The 14303-nt window shown below is 40.4% G+C and carries 10 protein-coding genes; 7 read left to right on the top strand and 3 right to left on the bottom strand.

Translation table 11 applies throughout. The features are described 5' to 3' along the window. Positions 1-206 precede the first annotated feature (206 nt). Positions 207-2216 (bottom strand): hypothetical protein, encoded by a 2010-nt coding sequence (locus tag V7K79_RS14560; protein WP_335048670.1) that lies wholly within the window; start codon positions 2214-2216, stop codon positions 207-209. Between the two features lie 674 nt (positions 2217-2890). Here V7K79_RS14560 and V7K79_RS14555 point away from each other — a divergent pair. The 7 genes from V7K79_RS14555 to V7K79_RS14525 all read left to right on the top strand — a co-directional run bounded on the left by V7K79_RS14555 (position 2891) and on the right by V7K79_RS14525 (position 10973). Further along, the gene (locus V7K79_RS14555; protein ID WP_335048668.1) at positions 2891-4285 is read left to right on the top strand and encodes an NADH:flavin oxidoreductase; all 1395 of its coding nucleotides are present in this window, start codon (positions 2891-2893) and stop codon (positions 4283-4285) included. A gap of 66 nt (positions 4286-4351) precedes the next feature. Continuing rightward, the gene (locus tag V7K79_RS14550; RefSeq protein WP_335048666.1) at positions 4352-5818 is read left to right on the top strand and encodes a c-type cytochrome; all 1467 of its coding nucleotides are present in this window, start codon (positions 4352-4354) and stop codon (positions 5816-5818) included. Positions 5819-5830: 12 nt separating this feature from the next. Then, positions 5831-6256, top strand: coding sequence for a hypothetical protein (locus tag V7K79_RS14545; protein ID WP_335048665.1), 426 nt, complete (start codon positions 5831-5833; stop codon positions 6254-6256). A gap of 75 nt (positions 6257-6331) precedes the next feature. Further along, a complete protein-coding gene (locus V7K79_RS14540) occupies positions 6332-7765 on the top strand; it encodes a c-type cytochrome (RefSeq protein ID WP_335048663.1) in 1434 nt (477 codons plus the stop codon). Between the two features lie 92 nt (positions 7766-7857). Next, positions 7858-9498, top strand: a complete 1641-nt coding sequence (locus V7K79_RS14535) for a lipoxygenase family protein (RefSeq protein ID WP_335048661.1) — start codon at positions 7858-7860, stop codon at positions 9496-9498. 101 nt (positions 9499-9599) lie between these two features. Beyond that, positions 9600-9908, top strand: coding sequence for a putative quinol monooxygenase (locus tag V7K79_RS14530; protein ID WP_335048659.1), 309 nt, complete (start codon positions 9600-9602; stop codon positions 9906-9908). A 12-nt stretch (positions 9909-9920) separates the two neighbouring features. Then, the gene (locus tag V7K79_RS14525) at positions 9921-10973 is read left to right on the top strand and encodes a saccharopine dehydrogenase family protein (RefSeq protein ID WP_335048657.1); all 1053 of its coding nucleotides are present in this window, start codon (positions 9921-9923) and stop codon (positions 10971-10973) included. 375 nt (positions 10974-11348) lie between these two features. On the opposite strand, the gene V7K79_RS14520 is transcribed toward V7K79_RS14525, so the two are convergent. Together V7K79_RS14520 and V7K79_RS14515 are read right to left on the bottom strand one after the other, a co-directional pair. Then, positions 11349-12011, bottom strand: coding sequence for a class I SAM-dependent methyltransferase (locus V7K79_RS14520; RefSeq protein ID WP_335048655.1), 663 nt, complete (start codon positions 12009-12011; stop codon positions 11349-11351). A 66-nt stretch (positions 12012-12077) separates the two neighbouring features. Then, positions 12078-13436, bottom strand: a complete 1359-nt coding sequence (locus tag V7K79_RS14515) for an APC family permease (protein ID WP_335048653.1) — start codon at positions 13434-13436, stop codon at positions 12078-12080. Positions 13437-14303: the final 867 nt, after the last annotated feature.

Below are 14303 nucleotides of genomic sequence, written 5' to 3'. Positions count from 1 at the left end.
ATCTTAGTACAACGTTTTATTAATTCGTAGCGAATTCTCTGCCACCCTAGAGCGTTCAAAACACTACGATTTTACATAAAACTGTACTAAGTACAACATTTCATTAATTCGTACCGAATTCTTTGCGTACCTTTGCGCTTACCTCTGCGCTCCTTTGCGTTTAAATTTCAACCCTCAATTCGCCACGATTTCACATAAAGCTGTACTCAGAACGTTTTCACAAACTCAATTAGCGCTTTTTTATCTTCATCTGGCAGATTTGAGCCAAAATAATGACCCTCATCTTCCACAAAGTCAGGAGATTTGTTGGCTCTTAAAAGCACGCGTGCCAACTTACCCTTAATTCCACCGCCCGGTTTCAAATCTTGGAAAAGACTACCGAGATTAAGAGATGTAATTGCCTCTCTCATATTGATGCTTGCCAGCAAATTCACAGGCGTACCTTTAGGAACAGGAAGCCTAAATCTCGGATTTGGATCTCCTGGAGGAAGCTCTAATTTCGTATTTCGGTCTGTCCTGCTGATAATTCCCTCACGCTTTTCAGGCCAGAGCAGCTTTTCCATAGCATCAGTATAAGCTTCTACACGTCCTTTCACTGAAGGATCTTCGTTGTAAAGTCCTAGCGTATTGTTGTGAAGAAGTGGTGCTGTTGCCCAAATGCTCACTAGTGAAGGTGTACGGTAATATCCCAAACCGCCGTCAGGTATCTTAAATTCGATGGGTTTTTTCTGATCGAAGGGGTTATACAGCGTCAAAGTACCTGGTGAAGACAGTTCTTTGTAAGTCTTCGACGAGAACTGATCCCAAATATGCCCTTTAGTGGCATTTGTCCCTAGCGATCGCGCCGCATTGGTTCCAATTAAAGTAACTGGATAACGCTGGTCATCAGACAAGAAGTTGTGGTCGAGAAAATTACTACTGAGTACAGACTCTTCATACCATTTTTGAGCCTGTTCGGGGTCAGCAGCAATTTCAGCCGATGGCTTTTTGCTGGAATGGCAACTAGCACAAGTGCTGGCAAAAACCTGCTTGCCACGTTTGAGAACTTCCTCATCTTGAGTCAAGAACCGTTCACCACCTGCTGCATCTTTCAAGTGCATCGGCTGGATAGTTTTTAAGAATGCTTCGGCATCAGCCATACGTGTTTCTGTCTGTCTCCAGCCTTCGCACTCCTTGCGTGCCTTTTCGATGTCAAAAGGTTTTTGGGGAGTTCTGCCTAATAAAGGCTCATGGAGACTTGTCCAGTAATCGCCGCACATCCCAATGTTGACGTAGACGCGTAATGAGGCAATTGGCACTCCTGTAGAGTCTGCACCATCCTTGAGAATATGATTAACATCCTTGGTTGAACCATCGTTCATCACCTCTGGATATTTGGGGCGATCGCCTAAATTAAAAATGGCATTGATCGCATTCGGATTGTTGATGTGATCGGTGGCAATCCGAGAAGTATCAGAGGTTCCCGGTTTTTGAGAGTCAAGTACTTGCTTAACAAAACTATTGTCCGCAACGCTGGATGCAAATAATTTGTTTTCCTTGATGTACTGATTACCCAATGCTGGTACGAGGTTTTCCCATTTCGGGTGTTCTTTATCTTTGGGTGGATTGAGCGGATTTAATCCTACGTGACAAATGGCACAAGACTGCCCAATCACATAGGGAGGCTCCATTTGTGAGGTTTTGACATATTCAACAGGGTTCCATTTTCCTGAGTCGAAGTTGGGGTTTTGGAATTTACGTAACCCAATAACACCAGTTGAAAGTGGGTCTTTACACTTATCTAGCCACAAACCATATTCATCTGGCGCTGTTGCTTTTTCACATCCAGGATCGTTAATTGCGCCATAACGTTGCAATCGCTCGTCATGCGCACGCGAGTCAATCAGCTTTAGCAGGTCTACACCACCAAGCGTTCGCTTTGCTAAATCGCGATAGTACTTGGCGTTACCGCCAGTCCATAAGTACCAAGTACAACGACCCCGCTTTTCGGCATCTGTCAAATTCTCCTTCGTATAATCTGGGAGATAACCGATACCTTCACAGTTATCAGGATATTCAGATACACCCGTATCCGAATACTCAGTACTTATGGACATAGGTGTTTCACTATACTCATCAGCTAGAGCTGTAGGCGTTCCATAAAAGCCGCAGACTATAAACATAGTCACGAACAGGAGGAGCAGACAGCCCTTAAAAATTAGACTTGTCTTTTTCATAAAACTCTCTGGTTGTAACACCTAAACCTTTTCCACTGGACCTCACTTTTACAGAGGTACACTAATGCTTCATCACTAATTTCCCATTTTCCAGATTTAGTCTTAGGAGATTTTGATGATTTATGTACCTTACTGAGGTTCGTTATATATGAAGTTACTACACAAATTTGCAAAACGTCATCAATAAACTTTTATACATTTATAAATCAAAAATTTAAAAAATTGTAAATTTACAATGGTGTTCAAGAACCAATTTGCTATGGTGATATCGATTTCCTACCTACTTGGTTAGGTTTGTAACAAATTGTGAGCAGCTACTTTTAAGGTTGCCTTAACCTTTTAAGAGAAATAAAAGACAGAAATTTTCACTTTTTTTAAGAATTGCTCGGTGAATTCCATCGCTTTACAAACTGCAAAAGTCTTTATATAACTGTAAAAACCAATAAGGATAAATATCGATGCTGAAGTTGGTAGGTAAATTTAAGTAACAAAAACTTAATATTTAGTATTGGCGCAGCGATCGCATCCGAAATTCTCCACTGGAGATTTGTAGAGATAAAAAACTACCCTCTTAGAGACACTAGAAATAATAGTTCTCTAGCGAGACTGTTAGTGCTGCGAAGAATTCACCAAGCCGAATCCTATTGCCGAAACAAGAGAAGACAGAGGAACACATGGAAAACGATATTATCTTTGAGCCATTGAGATTTCGTAATCTCACAGTAAAAAATCGCATATTTCGCTCAAGCATTTCTGGAAGATGGGATAACTATGATGGTTCAGGTACTCAAGCCCGAATCAACTGGGAAGAAAAGTTTGCTCGTGGTGGTGTAGGAGCTATTATTACTTCCTTTGTCCCAGTCGCCATCCGGGGACGAATTATGCCCAATTACGCCACCATTGACTGCGATGAGCGCATTCCTTTTTGGCGAAAAGTAGGTGAAAAAGTCCACGAATCTGACTGTAAATTGATCTTGCAATTAAGTCATTCTGGGCGACAGCAAGATATTAGTGGTGTAGAAAACTCCGGAAAAAAAGCGTTAAGTTCCACCAGCCAAACTGAGCCGTTTCACGGCTTTCTGTGTCAAGCGATGACGCTAGCAGAGATAAAAGAAACAATCCAATACTTTGCTAATGGTGCTAGACGCGCCCGTGAAGCAGGTTTGGATGGAGTGGAATTGCACAGTGCTAATGGATATCTTTTTAACCAATTTCTCAGTTCTGGAATTAACGACCGTCAAGATGAATATGGTGGTTCATTAGAGAATCGAGCGCGGTTTTTGCTAGATGTAATTAGAGCAATCCGCAAAGAAGTAGGCGACGATTTTCACCTGCAATTCAAAATTAGTGCCGTTGACTATAACAACGCCGTCACCTTTTGGGAAAAACCAGGTAATACCATAGAAGATTCTATCCAAGTTTGTAAATGGGCAGAAGAAGCTGGGGCTGATGGGGTTCATGTGTCAACTGGTAGCTTGTTTCCTCACCCACTCAATCCCATTGGTGATTTTAATTTCGATATCATTACTAAAACCTATGATTCCATGTTGTCAAGTGGTATAAAGACTACACGCAACTACATTTTATTTCGCAAAGCATTTTTGCATCCACTTTTCAATCTTTTATGGAACCGTGTGAAAAAGCAATTGCCTCCTCAAGCATTTAGTGGTGATGATGTAAAAGACCCCAAAATCAAGCAGCTACTGATAGAGAACCAAGGCAAAAACTTACTAGATTCCAGAGAAATTAAAAAGCACGTTAATATTCCCGTATTATGTACAGGTGGTTTACAACAGGCTTCTTATATTCGTCAGGCAATTGACGAGCATTATTGCGATGGCGTTACAATGGCTCGTACTTTAATTGCTAACAACGATTTAGTTAAATCTTTTAAAGCAGGTAAAGATTTGGCAGATAAACCCTGTACCTATTGCAATAAATGCCTGTTGAATGTAATTGAAAATCCCTTGGGTTGTTACGAGCAGGATCGCTTCAATAGTTATGAAGAGATGATGGAAGAAGTCATGTCAGTTTTTCATCAGACTCAGCTTGTCAATTCATCTAGATAAAAAAGCGATGCGTACCACATCGACAATTTCGCTTATAAATAATCTCGACAATATAGGGAGTGTTTCATGACTGAACAAACAAACCCTACCTTACTCCCGACCTTAATCAAGGGAGTCTTCCAGAGGATTTGGGTTGTGATTGTAGGTATTGTAGCAGTAGCAGTATTTTTCCTTTGGCCTGTTTTGTCTAACTCCCCAGTGGATTATGCCGATATTGAAAACCACTTTAAATATGGTTCAATCGGCAGCGAACCAGTCAATGGCATCCCTTACTGGATTTGGAAAGTTTTACCAGAATTATTTTCAGATAAATTATCTGGAAAAGGTTATACTTCTCTAGGATTTATCAAAGAACCTGATAAAGATTTGCCTATAGGTTTTTCGCAACGACGAGTCTTTATCGATAGAGTTGGGTTAAATTGTGCTGTATGTCATACAGGAACGCTGCGAAATACCCCTAATAGCGAACATCAAATCATCACGACAATGCCTGCTAATGTGGTTAATTTGCAGGGATATATCAAATTCTTATCAACAGTTGGTGCAGATGAGCGCTTTACCGCTAACCGGATGTTACCAGAAATAGAAAAAATCAGTGGTGGTCTTAATCCCATTGAAAAATTACTTTATCGCTTCATTGCAATTCCTCAAACTAGAGATGCACTAATTAATCAGGCATCTCGACTTAAGTTTGTTGAAAAACAACCAGATTGGGGCCCAGGAAGAGTAGATACTTTTAATCCTTATAAAGCAATTCAATTCCATTTTCCAATGGATAAATTGCGTGAGGACGAACTAATTGGTACTTCAGATTTCCCTTCTGTTTGGAATCAAAAACCCCGTGAAGGATTGCAGTTACATTGGGATGGTAATAACACTTCCGTTGATGAACGAAATAAGAGTGCGGCTTTAGGCGCTGGAGTCACACCCACAACGATTGATTTGCCTCGAATTCAAAGAGTTGCCGATTGGCTTTGGGAACTACCACCACCAAAATATCCCTACGAAGTTAACGAAACTATAGCAGCCAAAGGAGAACAGCTTTTTGAAAGTAATTGTGCTAGTTGTCATGCTTTTGGTGGTGCTTATACAGGCAAAGTTGTACCAATCCAAGAAATTGGGACAGATCCCCATCGTCTTGACTCATATACCTACAAAACGATGTCTAACCAAAATACTCTGTATACAGGCTATCCGTGGCGCTTTAATCATTTCCGCAAAACGAATGGCTATGCAAATATGCCTCTTGATGGTGTTTGGTTACGCAGCCCTTATCTACACAATGGCTCAGTCCCTACCTTACGAGATTTGTTAGAAACACCAGAAAATAGACCAAAAGAATTTTATCGTGGCTACGATGTGATTGACAGAGCAAAAGTTGGTTTTGTATCTGATGTCGGTGTAGAAGACGGTAAGAAATACTTTAAGTTCAATACAACAAAAGTTGGAAATAGTAATAGTGGCCACTTATACGGCACTGATCTTCCTACAGAAGATAAAAATGCACTAGTTGAGTACATGAAAAAGCTTTAAAAGGAGAGAAAAATGAATAATTACGCTAAATGGTTTAGTCGCGTTACTTGGCTTGGCATTATTGCTAATATGTTTTTTGTCATTCCCTCTTGCTTCTTTCCAGAATTAATGCTGACGTTTCTTCAGATGCATATACCAGTGCCAATTATCTGGGTTCGCGCTGCGGGAATGCTGTTATTTATTATTAGTGCATTTTATATTCCTGGAGCACTTGATCCGTACCGATATCAGGCAACCGCCTGGATATCAATATTTCCTTCAAGAGCTTTTGGCTCGACATTTTTCATTTTTGCGGTACTTTTCTTTGGTCAAGATAAGGGATTTTTATCTATTGCCTTTGTAGACCTATTTTTTGGATTAACGGAAGTAATTCTTCTCACACTAGCAATGCGCGATCAAAATGCGATCGCTACAACTCCAGTGAAGCAATTCTCCTAATTTTATCCCTAGTTTAGTGTGGGTATCTTGCCTACACTACAAACAGATTCTTCTGCAAAGGAGCAAAAGAGTGCCATGACAATACTCAAAAATAAAATGGGTAGGGTAATCGCAAGCATTGTTTTAATTGCGATCCTTTTAGCTGGTGTAGTTGGGTATGTGGGATGGTACAACCTTTTTCGAGAGGTTCCCACATATTATGAATCGCCTGAAGAACACTTTAAATATGGTTCTATTGGTACAGAAGAAGCGCAAGGTGTTCCCTATTGGATTTGGCTGGTACTACCACGAATATTCCCTGATAAATTACCAGGGGCAGGTGGTTATACTTCCTTGGGAATCACATGGGAAGAGGGTAAAGAAATGCCAGTTGGGTTTACGAAAAAAACCATTGGCTTTCCTCGTGTTGGTATAACTTGCGCTGTTTGTCATACTGCTACTTATAGAAAAACAGAGAAAGATAAACCCACAATTGTGGCCGCGGCTCCTGCTAATAAGTTTGATTCACAAGGCTATTTACGATTTTTGAGTGCAACTGCTGGCGATCCTAGATTTACAGCAGATTACATCCTTGACGAAATCAAATATAACTATGAGCTTTCGTGGTTAGAAAATTTACTTTATCGCTATGTGTTAATTCCTCAAACTAAGAAAGCGCTGCTGCAACAAAAAGAAGACTATAGTTGGACAGATTCTCGTCCTAACTGGGGCCCTGGTCGGATTGATCCTTTTAATCCGGTTAAATTCAATACTTTGAAATTGCCCAAAGATAGCACTATCGGCAACTCTGATATGATGCCTCTTTGGAATCAAAAGATACACAAAGGGTTTGCACTTCATTGGGATGGGTTAGAAACTTCACTAACGGAAACTGTTCAAACTGGAGCAATTGGTGATGGTGCTACTAAAAAATCACTTCCTGTAGCTGATTTACAACGAGTAGAAGATTTTATTCAAGAACTACCACCTCCCAAATATCCATTTACAGTTGATGAGCAAGTGGCTGCAAAAGGAAATCAAATTTTTGCTAATACTTGTGCATCTTGTCACGCTTTTGGTGGGGAAAGAACAGGTACTGTTATCCCTGTAGAAGAAGTGGGAACTGACCGCCATCGATTAGATATGTGGACACAAGAAGGAGCAGACACTTACAATCGTTTTGGTGATGGCTATCCTTGGGACTTTAAAAATTTACGCAAAACCAATGGGTATGTATCTGTTTCCCTAGATGGATTATGGTTAAGAGCGCCATATTTACATAATGGTTCAGTTCCATCTCTACAAGATTTGTTAGAAAAACCAGAGAATCGTCCTCAAGTTTTCTATCGGGGATATGATGTCTACGATCTGAAAAAAGTGGGTTTTATTACTGAGGGAGATGAAGCCAAGGCTATAGGTTTTAAATACGATACGACTGTAACTGCTAATTCCAATCAGGGGCATATTTATGGCACTGATTTATCTGATGAGAATAAAAAAGCTTTGATTGAGTATCTGAAAACTCTGTAATTCAATTTGTTGCTACATTCTGATGTGATTCATCAACTTTCTGACGTTAATCATTTACGAGCAAGCGTTAAAAAACTGAATTGGAGATAATCGTGAAACCATATTTACCACACAAAGATCCTGATGTTAATGTCCGAATCAATTTGCTAGATAAAAATCGACAAGAATACAAATTTAATTATAATCATCTAGCTCCTCTACCAGTCATTGATAAAGTTCCTCATAAAGAAAACTTCTCGGCGGAATATACTGCTAAACGTTTGGCAAGTATGGCAACTCTTGTACCAAATATGCTAGCTGCCAAAGCTAGAAATTTCTTAGATCCATTAGATGAATTGGAAGAATATGAAGAACTGTTGTCACTACTCCCAAAACCCGATGTTATAAAAAATTACAAAACTGACTCTTGTTTTGCAGAACAACGACTCTCTGGAGCAAACCCATTAGCTATCCAAAGAATAGATGTATTACCTGATAATTTGGCTGTTACAGATTCCCATTTACAAAAGGTTGCAGGTACAGAATTGACGTTGGAAAAGGCACTCAAGGAAGGCAAGCTATATTTCTTAGATTACCCTTTGTTATCTGATATTAAAGGTGGTGTCTACGAGAATGTTAAAAAGTACCTTCCCAAGCCACAAGCTCTATTTTACTGGCAAAGTAATCATAGTTCTAATGGCGGTTCTCTAGTGCCTGTTGCCATCCAGATTAATCATGACTCTGGTGCAAAAAGTGTGATTTATACACCAGATGATCCCCATTTAGATTGGTTTTTGGCAAAAACCTGCGTTCAAATTGCTGATGGCAATCATCAAGAATTGGGTAGTCATTTTTCCTATACCCATGCAGTTATGGCTCCGTTTGCAATTGTAACTGCGCGGCAACTAGCAGAAAATCATCCCATCGCTTTACTGTTAAAACCCCACTTCCGTTTTATGCTATTTGATAACGATTTGGGGCGCACTCAATTTTTACAACCTGGAGGCCCAGTTGATGAGTTTATGGCAGGTTCATTAGCGGAGTCTCTTGGATTTGTGGCGAAAGTTTATGAAGAATGGAGTGTTGAAAAGTTTACCTTTCCTCGGTTAATAAAAAGTCGCAAAACGGATGATCCAGAAATTTTACCGCACTTTCCTTTCCGAGACGATGGCATATTAATTTGGAATGCCGTCGAAAAGTTTGTGGCTGAATACTTGCAACTCTATTACAAAACCTCACAGGATATTAGTGATGACTATGAGTTGCAAAATTGGGCTAGAGAATTAGTGGCTCAAGATGGTGGTAGAGTCAAGGGAATGCCAGCCAAGATTGAGACTCTAGAACAACTGATTGAAATCATCAGTGTGGTAGTATTCACTTGCGCTCCTCTACACTCCGCTTTGAATTTTTCTCAGTACGAATATATGGCTTTTGTACCGAATATGCCTTATGCAGCCTACCACCCAATTCCAGAAACTAAAGGTGTGGACTTGGAAACTATTATGAAGATACTTCCTCCCTTTAAACAAGCTGCTGACCAGGTGATGTGGACTGAGATTTTAACATCGTACCACTATGACAAATTGGGTTTTTATGATGAGGAGTTTGCCGATCCATTGGCACAGGAAATTGTGGTGCAATTTCAACAAAATTTGCATGAAATAGAACGGCAAATAGATATTAGAAATCAAACTCGTCCCATACCTTACAATTACTTCAAGCCTTCGGAAATTATTAACAGTATCAATACTTGAACTGAGGATTGGGGACACTTAGACCCCGAATTTTTCTTCGCTGAAATTGAAGAATTTTGAAGGACGCCCATTGAACTAATCTCAAAAAAAGAGGAATAACAATGTCAAATCAGCAAGTAACTGTCACCGCTCGATTAAAAGTAAAGCCAGGTTTGGAGGAGGGATTCAAACAGGAATTTCAATCTGTAATAGCTGTTACCCTTACAGAAGAAGGTTGTATTAATTACGATTTACATCAATCTGTTGAAGATCCATCTTTATTTCTGTTACATGAAAACTGGGTCAGCCAGGAAATTTTGGCTCAACACCTAGAGATGCCGTATATTAAAGCTTTGAGCGAAAAATCAGGACAATTTTTGGTTGAGCCGCCGGAAGTTCGGTTATGGCAGCAGATTGCAAACAATCCCTAGTTGGTGATAATAATGACATCAAGGGTGTTACTGTATGGTGCAACTGGCTATGCTGGAAAACTCATTGCTGAATCTGCTAAAAATAACGGGCTGGAATTAATTTTAGCTGGACGCAATCAAAGTTCACTAGCAGCAGTAGCCAATGAATTAAGTTTGGACTTTCGGGTTTTTGGCTTAGACAATCCGCAAGCGATCGCTCGCTCTCTTAAGGATATAATTGCTGTCATCAACTGCTCTGGGCCTTTCTCCAAAACCTCAAAGCCACTTGTCGATGCTTGTCTCCAAACTAAAACTCATTATTTGGACATAGCTGGCGAAGTACCTGAATTTCAGGCGCTACTAGCACGAGATACTGAAGCTAAAAGTGCAGGGATAATGCTTCTCCCTGGTGTGGGATTTGGGGTTGTCCCTACTGATTGTGTAGCTGCTTACCTCAAACATAAGTTAGCGAGCGCAACACGGCTGATTTTAATCTATGAAACAGTGGGCGGTGTATCTCAAGGAACCGCAAATACAGTACTGCCAACTTTACATCATATTGGGGTAATGCGAGAAGCAGGTAAGCTCATTGCATCTCGTCCAGCATTGAAAAAACGTAAAGTTGATTTTGGTTATGGCCCGGTGACAGCAGTAACAAATCCTTGGCGTGCTGATATTATCACTGCGTTCCAAACTACGGGTATTCCCAATATCGAGGTTTATACTGTATTTCCTAATCCTGTGCGCTTCCTAATGGAGTCGAGCCAGTATTTGGGATGGTTATTTAACTCGTCTTTATTCCAAAGTGCTTTAGCAAGTCTAATTAAAACTTTACCTACTGGCCCAACGGTAGCAGAACGTGCCAAGGGTCAAGCTAGAGTAATTGGTATTGTTGAGGATGAAACTGGTCAACAAGTAAGTGCAAAGCTCTTAGGGCCGGAAGCATACGATTTTACGGTATTAACGGCTATAGCAGTTATCAAACGGGTAATTAAAGGCGAAGTTAAGGTTGGATTCCAGACTCCTGCATCCGTATATGGGGCAGATTTTGTTCTTGAGATTCCCGGAGTTATCGGTTTCAATTAAGAGGTTGTTTGAAAAGTCGAGAATGTTGTAAAAAAGCTTTGTCAGTAGAAGCTGTGAATAGAGAGTGGTATGAGTAAAGCTTACCCTAGCATTATCTGCCTATTGTCTACTATTAATGTAAACCCCCTATCGGAGGTAATCTAAAGTTAAAAAATAGGTATTTGATAATTTTGAATTTTTGAAAACAATTTTCAAAAATGAGGCTACAGATTCAAGAGATGGAAACTTATACCAATTCAATTAATGATTGCAATACATCCTTGGGTAAAGACACGATGAATCGCGTTTCTACAAATGGTCTATTTGTCGCATTCTTTTTTTAAATTGGTATTAACTTGAATCTGATACCTTTTAATTACGAATTGCTATTAATCTCTATCGCAAATTCGCTGGCACTTGTTCAGGAACTACCCAATAATAAATAGTTTTGCCTTCTACATTCAGCGTTTGCTGTGGTTTCCAATCACCCATATCAAAGGCGTGTGAGACAATGCGAGTCCCAGGTTTGAGTTCTTTTAATAACTTGGGACGGAGTTTGACGTTGATTTCTGGCAGTAAATAAAGTGTAACTACTGTTGCTTCACTAAAATTAGTGTTGAACAAATCTTGTTGGACAAACTTCACGCGATCCGTTACTCCTGCCTTCTTAGCATTCTCATTAGCTTCTTGGATGCGTTCAGGATTAATATCTATGCCGACACCGCGCGTCCCAAACTTTTGTGCCGCAGTATTGACAATTCTTCCATCGCCACTACCAAGATCGAAAAGCAGATCATTTTTACCCACTTTTGCCACTTTCAACATTGCATCTACCACTGGCTGTGGTGTAGGTACATAGGGAACATCTCCAGGGCGTTCTTGTGGTTGAGTTGTGGGAGTTGTCGCAGATGGTGTTTCAGTTTGAGTCTCACCCGTTAAAGTAGAAGGTTGTTGTGTCTCGGACTCCAAATCTTGTTGTGGTGGCGTACACCCAGCAATTCCCAAGCTGGTAACACTAACGCCTGTAACCAGTAAAAACAGAGTTTTTTTTAAGTTCATGAATTTTCTCCTTTTTCAATAGTTATTGGGTATTGGGCATTGGGTATTGATTATTCTCTTCCATCTTCACGTCCTACCTTGGCGGTAGTTGTTCCAGAACAACAGGGGAATACCTGTTGCCACCACCAAAACACCTGCGATCGCTCCCACACCTGTATAAACCAAGCTGGAGTACAGCAAGTAAACGCAGATGGCACAAAAGAGTAATGGAGTGAAAGGATAAAATGGCACACGGAAAGGGCGAACTATGTGAGGTTCGCGGATGCGCAATACCAGCAGTGATATACCGGAAAGTAGGAAGAAGAACCAAAATATCGGGGCAGTGTAATCCACCATTGTTTCAAAGCCTTTGCGGGTGAGCGTGCCTAAAAAAACCAATGCTAAGGCGATCGCTGCTTGCAAGAATAAAGCATAGGTAGGACTGCTAGGACGTTGCTGCCAGCGTCCCATAAAACCAAATAGCGAAAAATCCTGTCCCAATGCGTAATTGGTGCGCGCTCCAGTAAAGATTGTGGCGTTGGTTGCTCCCAAAGTAGCGATCGCAATCAGCACGCTAATAAACAAAGCTCCCGATTCACCCCAAACAGAACGCATTAAATCTGCGGCTACTGCTTCTGATTGTGCCATGTTTGCTAATCCCAGTCCCCGCAGGTAAGCCAGATTGATTAGTAGATAAATGGCAGTGATAATACCAATACTCCACATGAGCGATCGCACAATATTACGTCGTCCATCTTGAATTTCTGCGGAGATATAAGCCGCCTCATTCCAACCACCATAAGATAGCAACACAAATACCATCGCCAGTCCCCAGGTTCCTGATGATGCAGATTCTACAGGGGTGACAGAATTAGGAATGGCAGTAAGCCCAACAATTACTACCAGTAACAAACCTAGAACTTTCGCAACACTCAGTAAGTTTTGTGTCCACTTACCCTGTTGCAAACCGATGATGTTCAAAGCAGTTAAAAATGCGATCGCAATGGCTGCATATATAGAAGACGAAAACGTGCCTAGTCGCCATATCTGAGAAACATAATCGCCAAAAACAAATGCCAAAAGAGCAATGGAACCAGTTTGAATCACTGTCATCCGCGCCCAGGCAAATAAAAAGGCGACTCCCCGCCCGAATGCACGTTTCAAATAATAGTAGACACCACCAACATCGGGATATACAGTGGCTAACTCTGCATAGCACAGTCCTCCGACCAGAGATACTATACCACCCATTAGCCAAAAAAGCAGTACAGCAATATTGCTACCGGCTTGACTGGCTACTAGAGCCGGAGTTTCAAAAATTCCCGCTCCGATGACAACACCGACAATTAGAGCCACTGCGTCTGGTAATGTCAGGGATGGTTTAGGTGTTGCTACTTCAGTTGATGTTGTTTGAGCGAGCAAATTGTAGTTTTTACGTCTACTCACATTACTTCCTTATTAGTGTTGAGTTGAGACTTTTGGCTTTGTTTTATAGTCTTTGTTCAACAGAGGAATCACCTATGTAGTCCAGATTTAGGAACTCACAATTCAATAAGATTTTAAATCACTGTTTTAGCTGTACTTTTATGGTTGACAATAAATGTGATCAGAAAGTGACAGTCATCAGTGATACAGGATATTTCAAGTTGGTAGGGTACACAAGCTAAGTCTGTTACCCAGGTATAAAGCGTGTTTTACTCCTGAATTTTTAATTATGCTGTATGTCTTCAAACTGTAATATGCATCTGCTCAGATTAAGATTAACCTCCCTGCGTAGCTTGCCGCATAGGCATCACTCTAAATTCTTTTGCTAGACAACATCATTCTGCAAATATGGTAGAAAATCTGAATTGGTAAAACGTCTTTCACTAGTGAGATTTATAGTCATTTGAAGAATGATATGATCATGAAGGGTAATCGTGCCTTATTTGATTAAAAAGCTGGTACTGCTATGTGTAATTTTTATAGCGCAAACGTTTCATTGATTTAAAATGGATGCTTTCTTTACACCCTGCTGTACTACAGACAGCGATCGCTCCATATCGATTAAGTAGGAATGCACATCTGTGCGCTGTTAATTAATAAATAATATATCAATTTTATATCCCTAATTCTTTAGTATCTGCGACTGGGAAAAAATAAAATATCTATTACTTCACCTACTACCGATTTATTTATCTCTATCTTGAAGTAGCTTTCTCATTTCCATTTGTTCTTGTTGTTGGCGTAACTCCTCTAGCTGTTCCATCCTGGATTGTTGTACCTGCTGATTAGTAATAGCTGGTAGATGTGGGTTAGTTTTACCCGCGAAAA

The organism is Nostoc sp. (assembly GCF_036917575.1).
In the GTDB taxonomy this organism is placed as follows: Bacteria; Cyanobacteriota; Cyanobacteriia; order Cyanobacteriales; family Nostocaceae; genus Nostoc.
The sequence above is the reverse complement of the archived record's forward strand: the minus strand, read 5'-3'. Positions and strand labels throughout refer to the sequence as shown.

Coding starts and splice junctions, on each gene's coding strand:
- V7K79_RS14560 (WP_335048670.1), bottom strand. CDS start 2,216: ATGAAAAAGACAAGTCTAATTTTTAAGGGCTGTCTGCTCCTCCTGTTC.
- V7K79_RS14520 (WP_335048655.1), bottom strand. CDS start 12,011: ATGAACTTAAAAAAAACTCTGTTTTTACTGGTTACAGGCGTTAGTGTT.
- V7K79_RS14540 (WP_335048663.1), top strand. CDS start 6,332: ATGACAATACTCAAAAATAAAATGGGTAGGGTAATCGCAAGCATTGTT.
- V7K79_RS14550 (WP_335048666.1), top strand. CDS start 4,352: ATGACTGAACAAACAAACCCTACCTTACTCCCGACCTTAATCAAGGGA.
- V7K79_RS14530 (WP_335048659.1), top strand. CDS start 9,600: ATGTCAAATCAGCAAGTAACTGTCACCGCTCGATTAAAAGTAAAGCCA.
- V7K79_RS14545 (WP_335048665.1), top strand. CDS start 5,831: ATGAATAATTACGCTAAATGGTTTAGTCGCGTTACTTGGCTTGGCATT.
- V7K79_RS14525 (WP_335048657.1), top strand. CDS start 9,921: ATGACATCAAGGGTGTTACTGTATGGTGCAACTGGCTATGCTGGAAAA.
- V7K79_RS14555 (WP_335048668.1), top strand. CDS start 2,891: ATGGAAAACGATATTATCTTTGAGCCATTGAGATTTCGTAATCTCACA.